At 36.9% G+C, this 19,023-nt stretch carries 14 protein-coding genes, 2 tRNA genes and 1 pseudogene; 9 read left to right on the forward strand and 8 right to left on the reverse strand.

Annotated elements, in window-relative coordinates; translation table 11 throughout:
* Positions 1-84: 84 nt before the first annotated feature.
* From VSAL_RS18260 to VSAL_RS18270, 3 genes are all read right to left on the reverse strand, one after another.
* Complete coding sequence (locus tag VSAL_RS18260) at positions 85-1,257, reverse strand: YcbX family protein (protein ID WP_012551760.1); 1,173 nt, start codon at positions 1,255-1,257, stop codon at positions 85-87.
* A 66-nt stretch (positions 1,258-1,323) separates the two neighbouring features.
* Complete coding sequence (locus VSAL_RS18265) at positions 1,324-2,589, reverse strand: sensor histidine kinase (protein WP_044583559.1); 1,266 nt, start codon at positions 2,587-2,589, stop codon at positions 1,324-1,326.
* Positions 2,564-3,229, reverse strand: coding sequence for a response regulator transcription factor (locus VSAL_RS18270; RefSeq protein WP_012551762.1), 666 nt, complete (start codon positions 3,227-3,229; stop codon positions 2,564-2,566). The genes VSAL_RS18265 and VSAL_RS18270 overlap by 26 nt, the downstream gene beginning before the upstream one ends.
* A 157-nt stretch (positions 3,230-3,386) precedes the next feature.
* Here VSAL_RS18270 and VSAL_RS18275 point away from each other — a divergent pair, with 157 nt between their 5' ends.
* The 3 genes from VSAL_RS18275 (at position 3,387) to VSAL_RS18285 (ending at position 6,298) form a co-directional block, all read left to right on the forward strand.
* Entirely contained in the window at positions 3,387-4,268 is an 882-nt protein-coding gene (locus VSAL_RS18275) for an IS982-like element ISVsa6 family transposase (RefSeq protein ID WP_012548944.1), read from the forward strand.
* 49 nt (positions 4,269-4,317) lie between these two features.
* Complete coding sequence (locus VSAL_RS18280) at positions 4,318-5,244, forward strand: DUF5666 domain-containing protein (RefSeq protein ID WP_012551763.1); 927 nt, start codon at positions 4,318-4,320, stop codon at positions 5,242-5,244.
* A 148-nt stretch (positions 5,245-5,392) separates the two neighbouring features.
* Positions 5,393-6,298, forward strand: a complete 906-nt coding sequence (locus tag VSAL_RS18285; protein ID WP_012551764.1) for a DUF808 domain-containing protein — start codon at positions 5,393-5,395, stop codon at positions 6,296-6,298.
* Between the two features lie 92 nt (positions 6,299-6,390).
* On the opposite strand, the gene VSAL_RS18290 is transcribed toward VSAL_RS18285, so the two are convergent.
* Positions 6,391-7,404, reverse strand: coding sequence for an acyltransferase (locus VSAL_RS18290; protein ID WP_012551765.1), 1,014 nt, complete (start codon positions 7,402-7,404; stop codon positions 6,391-6,393).
* Positions 7,405-7,623: 219 nt separating this feature from the next.
* On the opposite strand from VSAL_RS18290, the gene VSAL_RS18295 reads away from it, so the two are divergent.
* A complete protein-coding gene (locus tag VSAL_RS18295) occupies positions 7,624-8,595 on the forward strand; it encodes a S1 family peptidase (protein ID WP_012551766.1) in 972 nt (323 codons plus the stop codon).
* Between the two features lie 65 nt (positions 8,596-8,660).
* Here the strand turns inward: VSAL_RS18295 and VSAL_RS18300 are convergent, their stop codons facing one another.
* Positions 8,661-9,788 carry an acyl-CoA desaturase gene (locus VSAL_RS18300; RefSeq protein WP_012551767.1) on the reverse strand — a complete coding sequence of 376 codons (1,128 nt, stop codon included), beginning with the start codon at positions 9,786-9,788 and terminating at the stop codon, positions 8,661-8,663.
* Positions 9,789-9,973: 185 nt separating this feature from the next.
* Between VSAL_RS18300 and VSAL_RS18305 the strand changes: the two genes are divergently transcribed.
* The gene (locus VSAL_RS18305; protein ID WP_012551768.1) at positions 9,974-10,210 is read left to right on the forward strand and encodes a DUF3389 domain-containing protein; all 237 of its coding nucleotides are present in this window, start codon (positions 9,974-9,976) and stop codon (positions 10,208-10,210) included.
* Here the strand turns inward: VSAL_RS18305 and VSAL_RS18310 are convergent.
* The 3 genes from VSAL_RS18310 to VSAL_RS18320 form a co-directional block, all read right to left on the reverse strand.
* Positions 10,207-11,448: a sensor domain-containing diguanylate cyclase gene (locus VSAL_RS18310; protein WP_012551769.1), complete on the reverse strand. Its 1,242-nt coding sequence runs from the start codon at positions 11,446-11,448 to the stop codon at positions 10,207-10,209. The genes VSAL_RS18305 and VSAL_RS18310 overlap by 4 nt on opposite strands.
* Positions 11,449-11,619: 171 nt before the next feature.
* Positions 11,620-11,696: transfer RNA gene (locus VSAL_RS18315), tRNA-Asp, on the reverse strand.
* A 39-nt stretch (positions 11,697-11,735) separates the two neighbouring features.
* A tRNA-Ser gene (locus VSAL_RS18320) sits at positions 11,736-11,826 on the reverse strand.
* 353 nt (positions 11,827-12,179) lie between these two features.
* On the opposite strand from VSAL_RS18320, the gene VSAL_RS18325 reads away from it, so the two are divergent.
* The 4 genes and pseudogenes from VSAL_RS18325 (at position 12,180) to VSAL_RS18340 (ending at position 19,023) form a co-directional block, all read left to right on the forward strand.
* The gene (locus tag VSAL_RS18325; protein ID WP_012551770.1) at positions 12,180-13,202 is read left to right on the forward strand and encodes a porin; all 1,023 of its coding nucleotides are present in this window, start codon (positions 12,180-12,182) and stop codon (positions 13,200-13,202) included.
* Positions 13,203-13,333: 131 nt separating this feature from the next.
* Positions 13,334-16,498 carry an HD domain-containing phosphohydrolase gene (locus VSAL_RS18330; protein ID WP_012551771.1) on the forward strand — a complete coding sequence of 1,055 codons (3,165 nt, stop codon included), beginning with the start codon at positions 13,334-13,336 and terminating at the stop codon, positions 16,496-16,498.
* A gap of 76 nt (positions 16,499-16,574) precedes the next feature.
* Positions 16,575-17,831, forward strand: a complete 1,257-nt coding sequence (locus tag VSAL_RS18335; RefSeq protein WP_012551772.1) for a DEAD/DEAH box helicase — start codon at positions 16,575-16,577, stop codon at positions 17,829-17,831.
* Positions 17,832-18,141: 310 nt separating this feature from the next.
* Positions 18,142-19,023 (forward strand): annotated as a pseudogene (locus VSAL_RS18340) (TonB-dependent receptor).

Below are 19,023 nucleotides of genomic sequence, written 5' to 3' on the forward strand. Positions count from 1 at the left end.
GCTATTTTATCATTTAATAACAGTAGCTTAGGCTATCATAAAAAGCATCGTCCTATGCCTTTCTCTCTTTGGGTTTCTAATAAATTAGTCAACGACTTCAATGTCTGATTTTGGAATAGAACAGCACGCTAAGATCATCCCTGCATCCTTGAGGCGTTGATTTAGTGCCGGAGAATCTTCTTGCTCAACGTCGCCAGATTCTAAAGTCACTCGACATGCTCCACATAAACCGGCACGACAGCTATTGTTAATACTTAGACCGGCCGCTTCTACTTGTTGAAGTAAAGGATCGTCAGTATTTCCGGTGAATAAATTGCCGTTTAAGCTAATGGTGATCTCTTTTGGTTTATCTTCGTTTTCTGTTTTCACGGTACCAGATGCAGCGGGCTTGCTCGTAGTAATAGTACCTGAGTCGGCATAATATTCTTTCTCTTTGGTTTCTAATACTTCAATCGCATCACCGACGTTAATTGTACCTTCGTTTTTTGCGATTAGGTTTTGACCAAAATAGACCTTTCCAGAGTCATCAGCGCGGAAAGTCGAGAATGTTTTTAATGGCTCTTTGTTTGGATGATATTGTGCCGTATTTGGATTGATGGTGGTAAGAATACAACGTTGACAAGGTTTCACTGTTTCAAATTCAACCTCACCAATACGGATTCGTTTCCAAGAATCTTCTATGAATGCTTCTGTTCCTGATACCACAAGGTTTGTTCTAAATTGTGCCATCGTTTGGTGGCCAGTACTGCGTTTGTTTAGTTCAACCAGAGAGGCTTCGCTGATCACGAGTAATGGATAACCATCGGCAAAACTGACGTTAGTTCTTATTTTTTCACGAACACGATTAGATTGCTTACCAGAATAAAGCAGTTGTGTTTTAAGGCCTAAAATTGCAGAGAACCACTGGTTTGCCTCTTGAGTGGTACTGTAGGCAGAAAATGAATCACTCCAGACCGTAGTATTAACGTCTTTCATTTCAAAATTATCAAAAATTAGGTGTAAATCAAGTAAACCCGGGTAGCAAAGTATTAACCCATCAGGTTCTATGATTGCTTTAACTTTAACCATGTTTGGATGTGTTCGAGCGGTGATCATTGCCCCATCAAGTGTTGCGACCATGAAACGACGATCACATTGTAAACCTTGTTTTTCGACCTGAGCTGAGGGCAGTGAAACCCCTGTAACTGATTTTACAGGGAAGACATTTATTTGGGTTAGATTTGAGTTGGTATTTACTTGGTTCACAATAACATCCATTTTAATTACATTCTTATGTAATTATTCTACCAAAATTTACATAATGGGATCTAAGGAATTCATGGATTATTCTGGAGAATTATTTATTTGTGATTCAAATAAAACCGTCGTAATAAAGTCTGTGGATGTTTTTTCTATGGTAAACGGCCAACTCATGCGCTCACAGATTCGTTCTACAATAACAAGTCCACAACCATATCCTGCGTTATACGTGTCATTTCCATCGTGGCAGTTAGTTATACAGAGCAGATTACTTTCTAATGATATTTGAATGTCTCCCACACTATAGCTGAAAGAGTTTTTAATTAAATTATTAATCACAACGGTAATAAAACTGCTAGGTGCTAAGCTTGGTTCGCCTGTAACAATAGAGAGCTGAGCGCCCATTTCCTGTTTTGCAAATAAGGGTTTTAGGTGTTCTAACTGTGCTTTTAAAATCTCTTCAATTTGATAGTAATGAAAATGATGGAATTCAATTTCTTGTTTACCTAACAATAAGAAAGTTTCAGTGAGGAGGGTCATTTCTTCACTGGCTTGATGTAAGCGATTGATGGCTTTTAAAGCGATATTTGGTTGATTAGGTACTTTTGCAAGTAAATCGGCAGAACCTTGGATTACCATGATAGGGGTTCTTAATTCATGTGATGCAAAGCGGCTAAACTCTTTTTCTCGAGTAAAAAACTGTGCGATATGATGTTTATTCTCTAAAAGAGTCTGCTCAATATCTCGTGTTTCTTGGTATTTAGTATCAACCGTGAAGTCATCATACTCTGGTGACATGAGCGCCACTTTATGTTGAATGTGGCGAAGCGGTAAAGAAATACTACGAACAAAATAAATGCCGTATAAGATCATTAAAATAGTAGATATACCACCAAGAGCTAAGGTTAATATGTGCAAATTTGCTTCATATGCATCTAGATAATCATCGGCATCATCTTGGAATAGGACGTACAATAACCCCGATCCTGATGGATGAGGTTTAACAATAAAATGCTTATCTTCAATACCGAGTTGTTGCTCGTATAGCCCGGGTTTATTATAAGTATTTAACCAAAGAGGGTGTTCTTGTTCGCTCCAATAAGTAGAGAACTCTTCTTCATTAGGCAAAGGAGTCTCTTCGCCTAATTGAGGGTATTTTTTGATGTATTGATTGGCTTCGGTATCAAGCCAATGATGAAGACTAATTACTTCCAATTGATCTTCTGCGATATAAATAACAGACCAAAATAAAGCGAACATTAAAAACGTGAGTATACCAAACGTCCAACGTATTTTTTTGAAGAAGCTAGGGTGCTTTATTGTGTTATTTAAGTCGGTAACCTTTTCCATGAATCGTCTCTAGTCTTGGGGTATCAAAGCCTTTATCAATGGCGTTTCTTATTGTGTATAAATGGCTTCGTAATGCATCACTTGAGGGCAGTTCATCACCCCAAATATGCTCGGTAAGTTCATTTTTACTGACTACATCAGGCGCTTTTTTCATTAATAATGCAATAATTTTTAATTGAATAGGGGCCAGTTTTATTAATTGTTGTTGGCGAGATAAGGTACCTGCTTTGATATCCATTTCCATGTCTTCAAAGGTGATTTTTCCTACATCTGTGCGTTTTCCACGTTTTGATAATGCCAATAAACGTATGTGCAATTCTTCCATCGCGAAAGGTTTGACGAGGTAATCGTCGCCACCGGCTTCAAACGCATGGATTTTATCTTCTAACGTGTCTTTTGCCGTTAAAAAAATAATGGGAGTACTGCAAGCATAATCATTTCTCAAAGCTTGAACGGTACTTATACCGTCTAATTTTGGCATCATTATATCCATAACGATGGCATCAAAACTTTGATTTTTTAGAATTTCAATCGCAGCAACACCATGATAAGCACAATCGATATCAATACCGACAAGCTCTAAATAATCGGCAATGGTTTCTGCTACGTGGTGGTTGTCTTCAACAATTAATACTTTCATTTATCTCTTCACGAATCCTTCACACTCTTACCACTATAGTACCCTTATAAATTGAATTAATTAACCTGAATTCTGGATAAGGCTGAACTAATTGCCCACCTAACGATCAGATCTTTCGACCAAGAATTATTTGAACGTATTTTAAAAGGTGGGCAAGATGAATAAATTAGTTGATATATTTTGTGATGTCGATGATTTTTGTTATCAATTCTTATCTCAATGGGAAAAATACCTTGTTGAGGCTAGTGAGAGAAAAAGAAAACGTCAGTCAGTAATGTCTACTAGTGAATGTATGACTATTGTCATCGCTTTTCATCAATCAAATCATAGAGATTTCAAGAACTTCTATATCGGGTTAGTTCATCAATATTGGAAAGGATACTTTCCAAATTTACTTAGCTACACTCGATTTGTGAGCAAAATGCCTAGCCTAATCGCCCCAATGTGTGCCTATTTTCAATCTATCAAAGGTAAGCCGACTGGCATTGCTTTTGTTGACTCCACGAGTCTTAAAGTATGCCATAACATTCGAATTCCTCGCCATAAAGTCTTTGATGGTGTTGCGAAAAGAGGAAAAGGTACCATGGGATGGTTTTTCGGCTTCAAACTTCATTTATTGATTAACCATCTTGGAGAAATTATTTCGCTGAAAATCACAGCTGGCAATGTAAATGATAGGACTCCTGTACCTGATTTATGCAAAGAACTCTCGGGGAAATTGTACGCTGATAAAGGGTACATAGGTAAAAAGTTGAGTGAGAGCTTAAAGAACTCTGATGTCGATTTAGTGACTACCTCGCGAAAAAACATGAAAGCAAAAGAGATAAGTGCTTTTGATAAGGCTATGTTATCAAAGAGATACATTATCGAAACGATAAATGACCAATTGAAGAATATCTCTCAAATTGAACATAGCCGTCATCGTAGCGTGACTGGTTTCATGCTAAATGTAATTTCAGGCGTTGTGGCTTATTGTTTAAAAAAACAAAAGCCACGAATTAAGCTATCAGAATGTGAATTTGAACTAATCCTCGCTTAAAGCATGTTTTATCCAGAATTCAGGTTAATTATAAGAATTAGGTTAAAAAATGAAGAAAATCGCTATTTTACTATTAGGTACTGCTGTTTTAACAGGTTGTGGCTCTGATGATTCAGGTGATTCAGGTGATTCAAATGATCAGCGTGCATCAAGTTCATATATTGGTGCTATTGAGTCGGTTGATCAAAGTAATAACTCTGTGTCAATTAGCTCTATGTCATTAGATGCAACTCATGCAGAGATAAAGTTAAATGATATGCCAATCAACTTGATTGATCTTGATAAAGGTATGCAAGCCGATATTGAGTATGATCATGGCGTAGCTTACGAGATAGAGCTAGAACCGATTGTTGTTGGTGAAGTGTCGCAAGTAAGTACAACTGACATTACAATTAATGGGCAAGTTTTTAAGCATACTGATTTAGCTACTAATCCAAATATTACCGTAAATAAAAGAGCTATGTTATTTGGTTACCTTAACGACTCAAAAGAATGGGTAATTACAGCAATCTATAATGCTGATTTTTTACCTAATGATGTACATGAAGGAATAGTGTCGGATTTTAATCAAGCAAAAAATACTTTTAAACTGAATTCTACAATTGTTCATTCTACAGATTATGATGATTTGAATGAATTAAGAAATGGTGTATGGGTTGAAGTAGAAGGCACATATAGTGCAAATAAATTCACAGCCATTGACGTTGATGTTGAAGATGTATCTGACTTTTCTAATGCTGAAGTAGAAGGTCGTGTTACTGCTCTTAATCTTGAAAAAACATTAATGACATTAAATGGCAGAACGGAAGTAACAATCACTGCTAATACTCGATTCATTAAAGAAAATGAACTTGGTCATGATGTTGTTAGTGATAATAGCTTATTAGAGTTAGGTGCTAAAATTGATGTTGATTTGATCAATAAAAATGGCGCATTAGAAGCAACTGAAATTGAACTAGATAACGACAACGATTAAATTCGCTATACATTAAAGAACCACTGTCTTTCATGAGTCAGTGGTTTTTTTGTTTTTCTGCACTATCTAAAAAATAAGCCATGACAATCGATAAATTAGGATTAGTATCTAATAATAAATGTAATGAAATGGAAAATAAGGAAACAAAATGGCAGGGTTAAGTTTATTAACACTATTAGATGATATTGCATCCGTACTTGATGATGTTGCTCTGATGTCGAAAGTGGCAGCAAAGAAAACGGCGGGTGTATTGGGCGATGATTTAGCGCTTAACGCACAACAAGTGTCGGGTGTTAGAGCGGAACGAGAGATCCCGGTGGTATGGGGTGTTGCTAAAGGCTCATTTAAGAATAAGTTAATTTTGGTTCCGGCAGCTTTGTTGATTAGCTCGATTGCACCTTGGTTAATTACGCCATTATTATTGATTGGTGGTTTGTTTCTTTGTTTTGAGGGTGCTGAGAAAATTCATGAGAAATTCTTTCATCATCATGATGTAAAAGAAGATCATGAAAAAGAAACGCAAACTAATCCAGAGGACATTGAAGATCATGAGCAGAAGAAGATAAAAGGGGCGATTCGTACCGATTTTATTTTGTCTGCTGAGATCATTGTCATTGCGCTTGGAACAGTTCAAGGACATCCGTTTATTACTCAAGTATTGGTAATGAGCTTAATCGCAGTATTGATGACCATTGGCGTGTATGGCCTTGTGGCTGGTATCGTAAAAATGGATGATTTGGGTTTTTATCTACAGCGTAAAAGTGATGGAAAGGGCATTTGGGGCTCTATTGGGAATGGACTTGTTGCAATGGCACCAAAGTTAATGAAGTTCTTAACGGTTGTCGGTACCATCGCTATGTTTTTAGTGGGGGGTGGTATTGTTGTCCACAGTATTCCATTTGTTCACCATGCACTAGAAAGCGTTGTTAGCTTACTTCCTAGTCTTCCTTATGTTGCGGCAACCTATTTAACCATTGGTAATGGGATTATCGGTTTACTGAGTGGTTTTATTCTTCTTGGTGTGATTAGCGTGTATCAAAAACTAAACAGTTAGCAAAACGACTCGATTCGAAAGAAAGACAACCGGTGTAATTTACTCCGGTTGTCTAGCTTGTAAGAACAATATTATTTGCGAATAGACTTACATTAAGGGACAAGCCATGCCGTTTTCTTGGATTTTGAAAGTAACCAACTTAACCCTAATGCGCCAGCACCACTGATCACAACCCACACAGGGATCACCCACATAGGATTATGGCCGTCATACCATTGGAAATTTTTCATCGGCCATAAGAACAATGGGTGGAGTAAGTAAATACCTAAGCTGTAGGTACTGATGAAACTGACGATGGTTCGTGATTTATTAGACAACGATTCGCCATAGTAACGACACACAAAAAATAGCATTCCAGCCGCTGCAACGGTATTAATGGTTTTATACGACAACCATCTTCCGACTGTGTATTCATCTAATAGCACACTTTGGCTTATTACCATGTAAACGGTTGTCGCTAATGCGGTGAGTCCGATAACGAGAGCGATTATGGTATTCTGTTTGGTCAATTCGACTCGTTGATATAGCGCATAACCCAGTAATAAGTAGCCGCTGTATAGCCAGATTTCAGTGCTCCACAACCCTTCAAATTTGGCGAGGAAGAAGCAAGTGGTTAGTAACCAGATCCCAATGATTGAAAATAGAGCGGTGTTATCCAGTTTTTGCACCATGACTCGAAAGAAAGGGATCACAAAATAGAGTGGAATGAAGTAATAAAAGAAACCTAAATGGTAATAGGTGTACTCAAAAGGAAGATCGATAAGGACGCTTTTCGCCGATTCAAAATCATAACCTTGTGCGGTTAGTCCTGAGAGTAAGGCATAAAATACAGACCAAAAAAGAAAAGGAACTAACACCTTACCTAGGCGTTTTTTTGCATAATAAGGGGCGTTAAATTCTCGTTTGTCACTGAGCATTAATGCACCCGTGATCATAATAAAAATAGGGACAGCCCAGCGACTTAAGCTGTTTACTGATACCGCCGTTGCCCATTGGTCAAATGGAATGACGTTAAGCTCGTTTCTATAAGGGGCAAGCACATGAATAGCGACTACCGCAATAGCGGCAATACACCTTAGTAAATCAAAAAAGAAGACTCTTCCCATCGTACTTTCCTATTTTTTAGTGTTGGTTTATCAAGTAATAACGTTATTAGTATAGTTTGTAACGTAAAATCCATTCGACGATGTCTGAATAATGTAAATGTATTGAAATATGTTTATTAAAACTAAAGCATTTAAATAAAGACTAAATAAAAATAATACACTAAAATTATAACAAGTTAATGCAATTTAATTAACGCTTAACATTATCAAGGAGTGAAAATGAACGTTGTTGTAGGAGCACTTGTCTCGCTATCTTTGTTGTCACCAGTGGTATTGGCAACCGAAGAGTTTTCAGTTACTCCGTATATTGTGGGTGGTAATGACGCGAATGTCGCGGGTTACCCTTTTATGGCTTCATTAATGTTTGAATATGCAAGTCAACCTGGCGTAATTTATCCATTTTGTGGTGGTTCAATTTTAGACAGTACTCATATTTTAACGGCAGCACACTGTGTTTATGATACTGCATCTTCACAAGTTTCAAATATGAAAGTGGCAATTGAAGCGAATAATGGGCAAGGCATGCTTGCTGCACAGCGAGTTGCTGTAAAAAATATCTATTACCCAAGTGATTATAATGATTCTACATTAATTAACGATGTGGAGGTCTTAGAGTTATCAGAAGCGTTACCTAATTACACATTGGGACATGCCGCAACATTAGGAGAATCATACCTTGAAGGTCAAGGTTACAGAGCCGTAGGTTCTATTTTTACCATTATCGGTTATGGGCGACTATCTTCGACTCAAGCAAATACAAACGTTGATTTTATGGAAGCTCGGGTGAAATATGTTAACCCAACGGATTGTAATGTGTGGGCTAACTTCACTACGTCAGATAAGCAAGTGTGCTCGTCCGGGTATTCTTTTGATTCTTCAGATTTAGTGACCGCAACGTGCCAAGGGGATTCTGGCGGTCCACTTGTTTGGAATGGAACTCAAATTGGTATCGTTAGTTTTGGTCCATCAGTATGTGGTCAAACGATCGTAGCAACGGGTACGTTACCTGCTCAGTCTGTTTTTACCGATGTCAGTCATTATAAAGATTGGATCCTGAAAGCTCAAAGGGGCGAAGTTACATCAACGATTACAGCAACAACGAGTAGCAGTAGCTCTGGTGGCTCAATTCCATTGTTTGGATTGCTTGGGCTATCATTATTTGGATACTACCGAAAGAGTAGAGCGTCATGACTCAGTATTTTTGACAATAAAAAAGGACATGGCGATGAAGTCATGTCCTTTTTTGTTTCTATCAATTAAACATATTGAAGCACTAGGCGGTTCCATGCTTTTTTCTGTTGTTCAAACTGCATTTTAATTTGCTTATGTTGAACGTTTAGAACCGCGATTTCATATTGTTTTGATAATGCATTTTTCTTATGTTCAAGTAATTGCTTTTTTGAATCATAGTATTCAGACATGCGTTCAATCAGGGCTTCGTACTCGGCCTCTAAATGCTCTTTTACGGCATGATAATTATGAAGCTTTGCAATTTTATCTTCTGCTTTTTTTCGTAACATTAACGCTTGTGCTTTTTCTACTTTAGCTTGAGGGCTAATGCGAAGTTTGCTTGTTAATCCTAACCAAGAGCAGCTTTTAATTAACCATTTAGTTGGATCATATTGCCACCAATAAATGCCATTTCTATAGTCATTTTCGAATATGTGGTGGTAGTTATGATAACCTTCCCCAAAAGTCAGGACCGCTAAAATACCATTATCACGAGCGGTATTTTTCTCTGTATAAGGTTGGCTACCCCAGATATGAGCGAGTGAATTAATGAAAAAAGTCGTGTGGTGGTTTAATACTAAACGTACTGCACCTATCATTAAAAGCATGCCAAGGATGTCGCCATAAATAACACCAAGAAGCAGTGGTACACCTAGATTCATGACTAAAGCAAGGGGAACATAATGATTATGTTGCCACATGACTATTTTATCTTTTTGTAAATCACGGCAGTTTGAATAATCATCAAATTTAGCTGGTTTATAATGACGTAGCATCCAGCCTATATGTGAAAACCAAAATCCGCGCTTTGCTGAATAAGGGTCTTTATCATTATCATCTACATGACGATGATGAACTCTATGATCAGATGACCAATGTAAGGCACTATTTTGTAGGGCAAAGGCGCCCCCTAAAGCAAAAATGAAACGTAATGCAGGATGAGCATTATAAGCTTTATGAGACCATAAACGATGATAGCCAGCTGTTATAGAAAGATTACAAAAGCTAAAAGTTAGCAGCAGCCATATCCAGTGCTCAGTACCTAGGCCGTTATAATAGGCATAAATAGGGGTTGCAACTAAAGCAAGTAACAGACTTGATGTAAAAATAAATACATTCAACCAAATAATTGGTGGTTTAGATCCTTTATTCATAATAACAGTTCCATTTAAGCGTACAGTTGTGCGCTAGAATAGTTCGAGTGGATATTTTAGTCAAGATAAGAGCGTTAGCAATAGGTAACTAATTTAAACAAATGAGAGTTAGATAAAAGAAGTAAGAAGGAGGGAACAAGTTTGCTATAATTTGGTACAAATAAATTCCGTATGAGTTGTAGTAAATGAAAATGTCATTTTCAGAAGGGGACATTATTGCTAACCAGCATGAGTTGGTTGTGCGATTAAATAATAAATCTAAAACAATGTTACAAGCAGAAGTTGATGCCATTACGTTGATTGGTGGGGCAAATGTAATTAGCGCAGTAGGAAGTGGATTAAAATGGTCCGTATTATTAGATGATGAACAACAGCTGCAACACCTCTCTCAAGAAATCGGCATTGCGATTGAGCGTTATTAGCTTAACCGTTTTGGTAAGACAATTTGGTTTTTTCCCTGTTGTTTAGCTTGATACATATTGTTATCAGCGTTTTGAACTAAAGCTTCAATACTGCATGAAGTTGAAAGGCAGGTGCTGATACCAATACTTACCGTAATTGAATGTTGAATGTCATTAAATATAAAATGCACTTCTTCACAGGCATATCTGATTTTTTCTGCAATATTATTTGCCTGCTCTACATTGAGTTGCGGGAAGAAAATAATAAACTCTTCACCTCCCCATCGGCCGATAACACCATTATCTTTGACGAACGTTGAACACAGCTCTGCAAATTGTTGGATAACACTGTCACCAGCACTGTGGCCAAATTGATCATTAATTAATTTAAAGTTATCGATATCAATTAATAAACAAGTCTGAGAGGGGCGTAAATGCTCTTCTTGTTCTTTTAATAAAAATTCAGTTATTGCTCTGCGATTTAATAATCCAGTTAAGTCATCGTGTTTGGCTTGAAATTCAATTTTACGTTCTAAATGGTATTTTTCTGTAACGTCGATAATAGAGCTCTGAACGGCAAGTTCTCCATCCCAATCAATAACACTTTCAAATAACTGAAAAAATCGAGACTCACCATCAAGTCGTATGTTTTCAACAACTGAGTTTGTATTTTCAATGTCACCAGAAATCAATTGATAGTGTAAATTAGATGCATGTTCCTGATTATATTCAGGAATGATGAATTTAAAAGACTCCATCGCCATGACTTCGGCAACAGATTTAGCACCAATAATACGGACAAATGCGGGGTTAACCATAAGCGGCTTGAAGTGGCGATGAACAACAATACCCTGTAAGGAATTCCATATTAAGTCTTTGTATTTTTGTTCTTGTTCTAAAATCTTATGATTGGTTTCATCAATGGCTGACATATCAATAACCGTAATTTGTAGTGCAGGCTCTCCTTCCCACTCCACAATATGATCAACAGTTAGAACTGAGAAAATGCGACCATTAGTATCTTGGTTGACGTATGAACGAACCTTTGGTTGGTCTTTTTCGGACATGACATCGTTGTAAGACTGTTGCGCGAGTTCATGGAACTTAGGATCAATAATTTCAAATAATGAACTGAGATTCATTACATCGTTAACCGATTCAAATCCAAATGTCTGTGCATATTTTTCATCAGCAAACAAAGGAATAAAATTACGATGTATAACAATGCCATAAGTTGAATCGATAACTATGGATTTCATTTATTATCTCGGTCATTAAATAATACTTTTATATTAGCGTTTTATGAGTGAAAAATAAACGTATTATATGTGGTAAATAACAGGGGAGGAGGTCTATGTTACTTCCGTTTATGAACGTAGATTTGACAGATACAAAAAAGGCATCGTCTTTCGACAATGCCTTGGTTGTATTGGCGGAGCGGACGGGACTCGAACCCGCGACCCCCGGCGTGACAGGCCGGTATTCTAACCAACTGAACTACCGCTCCAATTTTTTAAAACCCAGACTCTATCTGAATTTTGAAAATTGGTGGAGGGATAGGGATTTGAACCCTAGAACCGCTATTAACGGTTGCCGGTTTTCAAGACCGGTGCTTTCGACCACTCAGCCATCCCTCCGTTGTTGAGCGCATAATACGGCGATGAGTAAATCTTGTAAAGTCTTAAATTAAAATAAAGAAGTGTTCGTGTTTTTTTTAGACATTTAGCACATTTATCCTTCATGGTATTTTTGTTCGTCATGAAAATAAACACTAAAAAAACATAAATGAAACATATTGCTACATTTGTTAGCTGTGCTTTTCTTATTGATAAATAACAATTAACGGTTCTAAATTTTTAATTTTTTTGGTGTTTTGTTAACGTTTTACTCTGATTGTTTGAACTTTGCATTTATCGTGTGACTTAATTGTTTGTCATACAGTTCCCTATGAAGAGAGTCTTCAAAGGGCATAATTAAATGGAAATTGAGAATGAATAAAAAATTATTGGCATTAGCTATTATCGCTGCATCATCTAACGCAGTGGCTGTTGAACTTTATAATGAAGAAGGCACAACATTTGATATTGGTGGTCACGTATCTGTTGCTTTAGAAGGTTCTGATGAAGGCAATACTGATGTAACTTCTGTCTCTCCACGTATTAATTTTAATGCAACGCATGATCTTGGTAATGGTTTTGTTGCTGATGCAAAAGGTGAATGGGCTCTTAATTATTTAGATGGTGGTGAAAATGCATTCACGACTCGTTTAGGTTACATCGGTTTGACGCATGAAGAATTTGGCCGAGCTGTTGCGGGTACGCAATGGTCACCTTATTACAGTGTTGGTGGTGTTGCTGATTTACCAATTGCATTTGCCAACGAATTTCTTTATGAAGACCAAGGTAACTTAGGTACGGCTCGTGCAGATAAAATGTTGAGCTATGGAAAAGCGTTTGAATTGGGTGATGCAGGTAAATTAGCATTGGCTGCTGGTTGGCAGGGACGTAAAACAGATACGCCTGACAATTCAATTGTTGAGAACGATTACGGTAACCGTGCTCAAATCGCATTGAATTATAATGTTGCTGGTTTCTCTGCAAACTATGCATACAACACAGGCGATGTAGATTACGGTTTGAAATCAGAAACATCTGAGTCTCATATATTGAGTGCCACTTATGGTCAATATGGTTCAGGCTTATATGTTGCTGGTGTATATGCAATGAATGAGAATATGAACAGTGATGCTAATGGTATCTTGATTGAAGATGGTTCAGCATACGAAGCTTTGGTTGCTTACGCTTTAGATAACAGTTTAAACCTTAGCTTAAATTATGAATCAGTCGTTGATAATGACGCAAGTAAAACAGTATATAGCACTACGGCTATTCAAGCGGAATACAACTTTACTGATAAATTTGTAGGCTTTACTGGTTATCAATTAGATCTTGGTAATGATTATAATGAGACAGAAGACAACAAGTGGATGTTAGGTGCTCGTTACTACCTATAATGGTTGTTAACACACTATTACTCTAGAATCTTAGATCCAGCGTATTTCAAAGTACGTTGGATTTTTTTATTTTAACTATACTAAGATTAAGTGAGTGTTTTTATTTGTGCAGTAGGTAAAGAGGATTAGAAATGGTGGTGAGAAAAGGATGTTTCACACACAGAAAAATATCAATCAAACTGGCACTTGGGGGGTTGTTTGTATTTGCTACTTTATTTACGGCATCAATAGCGATTGGGTTTCAGTATTATTTTAGTAAGCAACTCGCCACAGAGAATGCATTAACAACGTATTCATCAATGTCTACGATGGTAAATACGCACATCCGTTTTCTGGATACCGGGGCTTCAAACGTAGGTAAAATTCTAGCAAAGATTGGCAGCTCCCCTCATTATCAAAGAAGAGAAGAGGACATTAAAAAAATATTTACTGAAGTATTATCAAATAATCCTATCTTTTATAGTATTTATATTGCTTCTGATAACGATGATTTTTTTCAAGTGATTAATTTGGATGCGTCATTAATTATTAGAGAAAAATTGAATGCGGATAAAAATGATCGATGGGTGCTCGTTCAGGCCAAAGGAGACGGATCTCAACGGATTAAAACATTTTCTTATTACTCTGACGATTTTGTATTAAGAGACAAAACAACAGCAGCCACTACTTATTACCCTTCACAAAGACCTTGGTTTTTACAAGCTCAAGAAAATGTATCTTATAAAACTAACCCTTATTTCTTTCAATATCTTCAAATCACTGGGCAAACGTATTCAATTAAGGTGGAAAACACCGACAAAGTGATTGGCATTGATATTGTTCTTTCATCGATGTCGGATGCTTTAGTGTCATCTTCTCTTGGTAGTGCTCTTGAGAGTAATCAAGAAGGGTTTATCTATAAAGATTCGGGTGAAGTAATCGCTTCAAATTGGAATCATTCATTCAAAAAAGCAGACATTGAGTCGGTTCCTCTAAAGTTAACGGAAGAAGAGAAAGCATTAGTTCAAAAACGCGGTAAATTGAAAGTATCAAACCAAATGGATTGGCTTCCAATTGACTATGCTGTCGCAGGTAAACCTGAAGGTTATGCCATCGAGTTATTAGAAATTGTTTCTGAAATGACAGGGCTAAAATTCAAATTTATTAATGGTTTTTCTTGGAATGAATTAGTTGAAGAATATCAAAAGGGAGAAATAGACCTATTACATTCGATATTAAAAATAGACAATAATTTAAAATTTGAACGTTACAGTGAACCTATGTACCAACTGCCGATTAGTATTGTGACTAAGCAAACGGACATAAAAATAGAAAGACTTGATCAGTTAAATGATAAAGCACTCGCGGTTGTTAAAGATTGGTCAGTGATCCCTAAATTAAAACAAGGTTACCCGCGAGTTGATATCGTGATATTTGATACGATTAAAGAGGCGTTGAGCTCCGTCGTATCGGGTCGAACCGATGCTGTTATTGGTACGACGCTTACCTTGGGTGCCGCCAGTGAACAATATGTATTCAGTGATTTAACTTTTCATCAGAATGTGAGTATTTTAGGTTGGAATGGCAGCTTGAAATTCTTTTTTACAATGAAGAAAGAAGATCAGGCGGTTATAAATTTAATTAATCGTGCTATCCAAAATATTTCTTTAGCTCAGCGTTCAATGTTAGAAGACAAATGGAATGGCAGTTACCATTTGACAGTGAAAGATCAAGAAAGAGATCTTCTGGTGCCTTACCCAGAATTAGTTACGTTAGCTAACAGTGAAGGGCTACAAGGCCAGTTGATACAAAAAGACCTCAATGGCGTGATGAAATATTTCTATGTCAGCGCCATTAATGAAAATGAATATTTTGGGGTCGTTATTCCTAATGAACTTATTTATTCAGAAGTGAACGAAAAACTTTATGCCTCAATTTTACTAACGATGATTGTGATGGTGCTATTTATTCCCTTTGCGTGGTTTTTAAGTGGACCAGTTGTTAAACCGATTCGATTATTGCAAAAAGAAACCATACAAATAAAAAATGGTAATTATGATCAGGTACTAAAAGTGGATAGCTATATAAAAGAAGTATGGGATTTATCCGTCTCAGTTGATGATATGGTTAAAGAGCTTATCCAACATGAAAAAAATCAAGAAGAGTTCGTAGAGTCTTTTATTCAATTGATTGCCCAAGCGATAGATGATAAATCGCCATATACGGCAGGGCATTGTAATCGAGTGCCAATATTAGGAATGATGTTAGCAAAAGCGGCTGAAACGTCAAAACGAGGCATCTTAAAAGACTTTGTATTTCTCAATGAGGATGAACGTAGAGAGTTCAGAATTGCGGCTTGGCTTCATGATTGTGGGAAGATAACCACACCAGAACATATTATTGATAAAGGAACAAAACTAGAAGCCAATTATAATCGAATTCATGAAATTCGCATGAGATTTGAAGTGTTATGGCGTGATGCTGAAATTGAATATTATAAGGCGGTTCAAGAAACGCCAAATAATGAATTAGAACTAAGAAAACAAAAAGAGTTAACACAGAAAGAATTAAGAAAAGAATTTGAATTTGTTGCCACTTGTAATGTTGGTCAAGAATTCATGAGTGAAGAGGCTCAAGATAAGATCCATCTAATTTCGAAAAAAGAATGGTTACGTTTTTTTGATGACACCCTAGGCTTATCACCAGCCGAAGAGCTAGCAATAGATAAAAGCACGGTAACACTGCCTATAAAAGAGCAATTACTTAGTGATAAACCATATCATCAAATTACCCGTATCCGTTCGTTTGAAATAAACCCAGAATTTGGAATAAAAATGGAGGTCCCTGAATTACAGTATAATTTGGGGGAAATATATAATTTATGCATTGAGCGTGGAACGTTAACGCCAGAAGATCGCTTTAAAATTAATGAACATATGATAAGTACAATCAAGATGCTAGAGAGCTTACCATTCCCACCTAAACTAGCTCGAGTTCCAAGATATGCTTCAACTCATCATGAAACCCTAAAAGGAACGGGTTACCCAAGAAAATTAAGTGCTAAAGACGTGTCTGTTCCAGAGCGAATATTAGTATTAGCTGATATTTTTGAAGCCCTTACCGCATCTGATAGGCCTTATAAAAAAGCAAAACCAGTGAGTGTCGCTATTGAGATCATGCATCAGATGGTTGTCGATGAATATATTGATGAAGATGTATTTAAGCTCTTTATTGAAAGTGGTCTTTATATTGAGTATGCGAAAACATACCTACCAGAAGCGCAGTTAGATACTGTCGATATTACTAAGTATCTATAGCTAATGATTTAATTAGTATGATTGATATTAGTTTTGTTACAATCAGCCCAAATTATTGTCTATGTAAAGGTTCATCATGTCATTTGCTTCATTAGGGTTAACTACCGAGCTCGTTAACATTGTTTCAGAATTGGGTTTTACAGAGGCAACTCCTGTACAACAGCAAGCTATCCCACTCGTATTAAAAGGACATGATGTACTTGCAGGGGCACAAACGGGTACAGGTAAAACGGCGGCCTTTGGTTTACCATTAATTCAACGGTTGATTGAAAGCCCAAGTCCACGAATTGCTAATTCTAAAGTTATTCGTACGTTAATCTTGACGCCAACAAGAGAGTTGGCTCAACAAGTGTTCGATAGTTTGGTGACGTATACTAAAAATACCGATCTTAAGTGTGTTGTAGCGTATGGCGGCACAAGTGTCAAAATACAAACAGAAAACCTTATTGGTGGTGCAGACATCTTAGTTGCTACACCAGGGCGATTACTTGATCACTTACACTTAAACAATATAACGTTAAATCAAGCTGAATACCTTGTTTTAGATGAAGCAGATAGAATGCTTGATATGGGCTTTATGCCTGACATTCAACGTATTTTACGAAAAATGGCAAGCAAGCATCAGACGTTATTTTTCTCTGCTACGTTTGGCGATAAGATTAAAGAGATTGCTTACCGTATTCTTGATAATCCAAAAGTGGTTCAAGTGACCCCTTCAAATAGCACTGCAGATACTGTTGAGCAAATGGTTTATCCTGTCGATAAGCATCGTAAAAGCGAATTGCTTGCGTATTTGATTGGCTCTCGTAACTGGAAGCAAGTTTTAGTCTTTACAAAAACCAAGCAAGGTTCTGATGATTTAGTAAAAGAGCTTAAGTTGGATGGCATTAAAGCGGCTTCTATTAATGGTGATAAAAGCCAAGGCGCTCGTATTCGAGCATTAGAAGAGTTTAAAACGGGTAAAATTCGTGCATTAATTGCGACTGACGTTGCTGCTCGAGGCTTGGATATTGAACAACTTGAATGCGTAATTAACTACGAATTACCATTTAAAGCAGAAGATTATGTTCATCGAATTGGTCGTACAGGCAGAGCTGGGCATACTGGTAAAGCCGTTTCATTAATGAGTGCAGATGAAGATTACTTATTAAAAGCGATTGAAACATTATTAGATACGCGTTTACCTCAAGAATGGTTAAAGGGTTACGAACCAGATCCTAATGCACCGAAAAAAGAGAATCAACCGAGACAAAGTCGTGGTCGTTCTTCAGATAAAAGAAAAATGAAAGCAAAAACAAACGTTCATGCTAATCGCGGTAAATTCAAGAAATAAGAAAACATAATATATAAATCAAATACCCAATATTCATGAATGAAATGATATTGGGTATTTTTTTGTTTGTAATGTGGTTGTTTTATATTTGAATATTATATGTGGTTTATTTTTATCTTATTTGTTTTACTTGATCTTTAATAGTGTGATTATGTTCAAATATAAGTCATTAATTCTTAAGTATGAAGCACATTAATTTTGTATGTAAAACAGTGTAAAATTGTATTGATTGAGAAAAAACTGAGCGTATGATTTCTCGAAAACTGAAACCATTTGTGGACCATTTTTCTTCAGTTTTGTTGGAGTCGTTATGCTGCAAAGAGTTGCAAAAGCACTTTGCTTATCATCTTTATTTATATCCTCTCATTTATTTGCTGAGTCTTTTACTTTACCTATTTGGAAAGAGGAGGCGGAAGCTCGTGGGTACACTTTACCTGAAGCTTTTGGGCTGAACGTTAGTTACATGAAACAAACTCAAGACATCTCAGTAGATAGTGTTGGTTTTGAGGGGACTATTCCGGCTCTTTTTCCGTGGAAGCCGCCACATGCGCTAAGTAATTTGGTTGATATAGAAGCCGTAGGAAATGGCAAGCAGGAGAGTGAAGTATTAACATTACGTGGTGATGTTTGGCTTTTCCCTTTTCTTAATTTATACGCGATTGTTGGACAACTTAAAGGTTATTCTGAGACGACGATTCATGTAAAAGTGCTAGGGTCTGAGAAATTATCAGGAAATATGCCATTTCGTCTGGATTTGAACGGCACGCTTTATGGTGCTGGTTTTGTTCTTGCTGGTGGATATAAAGATATTTTTACGTTAGTTGATGCGAGTTATACAGAAACCGCACTAAACGTTATTGATGGCTCTATCACTTCTGTCGTTATTTCTCCTCGTATCGGATATGACTTTACTCGCATGGGGACGCCATTGCGTTTTTGGGTTGGTGCGATGTATCAAGAGGTTGAACAATCATTATCAGGTAACTTAACTGACATTGGATTAACGGGCAGTTTGGGTAATCTTGTGGGTAAAGTCGATAATGGCCGCTTTAATGTTGAGTAACATTTAGTGACCCCATGGAATACGTTATTAGGTATGCAATATAAATTGGACGATGGATTATACCTATTAGGTGAAGCCGGTTTAGGCAAACGAAAAAGCCTTTTCTTAACTGTTGATATGCGATTTTAA

This window comes from Aliivibrio salmonicida LFI1238 (genome assembly GCF_000196495.1).
In the GTDB taxonomy this organism is placed as follows: Bacteria; Pseudomonadota; Gammaproteobacteria; order Enterobacterales; family Vibrionaceae; genus Aliivibrio; species Aliivibrio salmonicida.

Coding starts and splice junctions, on each gene's coding strand:
- VSAL_RS18260 (WP_012551760.1), bottom strand. CDS start 1,257: ATGGATGTTATTGTGAACCAAGTAAATACCAACTCAAATCTAACCCAA.
- VSAL_RS18265 (WP_044583559.1), bottom strand. CDS start 2,589: ATGGAAAAGGTTACCGACTTAAATAACACAATAAAGCACCCTAGCTTC.
- VSAL_RS18270 (WP_012551762.1), bottom strand. CDS start 3,229: ATGAAAGTATTAATTGTTGAAGACAACCACCACGTAGCAGAAACCATT.
- VSAL_RS18275 (WP_012548944.1), top strand. CDS start 3,387: ATGAATAAATTAGTTGATATATTTTGTGATGTCGATGATTTTTGTTAT.
- VSAL_RS18280 (WP_012551763.1), top strand. CDS start 4,318: ATGAAGAAAATCGCTATTTTACTATTAGGTACTGCTGTTTTAACAGGT.
- VSAL_RS18285 (WP_012551764.1), top strand. CDS start 5,393: ATGGCAGGGTTAAGTTTATTAACACTATTAGATGATATTGCATCCGTA.
- VSAL_RS18290 (WP_012551765.1), bottom strand. CDS start 7,404: ATGGGAAGAGTCTTCTTTTTTGATTTACTAAGGTGTATTGCCGCTATT.
- VSAL_RS18295 (WP_012551766.1), top strand. CDS start 7,624: ATGAACGTTGTTGTAGGAGCACTTGTCTCGCTATCTTTGTTGTCACCA.
- VSAL_RS18300 (WP_012551767.1), bottom strand. CDS start 9,788: ATGAATAAAGGATCTAAACCACCAATTATTTGGTTGAATGTATTTATT.
- VSAL_RS18305 (WP_012551768.1), top strand. CDS start 9,974: ATGAAAATGTCATTTTCAGAAGGGGACATTATTGCTAACCAGCATGAG.
- VSAL_RS18310 (WP_012551769.1), bottom strand. CDS start 11,448: ATGAAATCCATAGTTATCGATTCAACTTATGGCATTGTTATACATCGT.
- VSAL_RS18325 (WP_012551770.1), top strand. CDS start 12,180: ATGAATAAAAAATTATTGGCATTAGCTATTATCGCTGCATCATCTAAC.
- VSAL_RS18330 (WP_012551771.1), top strand. CDS start 13,334: ATGGTGGTGAGAAAAGGATGTTTCACACACAGAAAAATATCAATCAAA.
- VSAL_RS18335 (WP_012551772.1), top strand. CDS start 16,575: ATGTCATTTGCTTCATTAGGGTTAACTACCGAGCTCGTTAACATTGTT.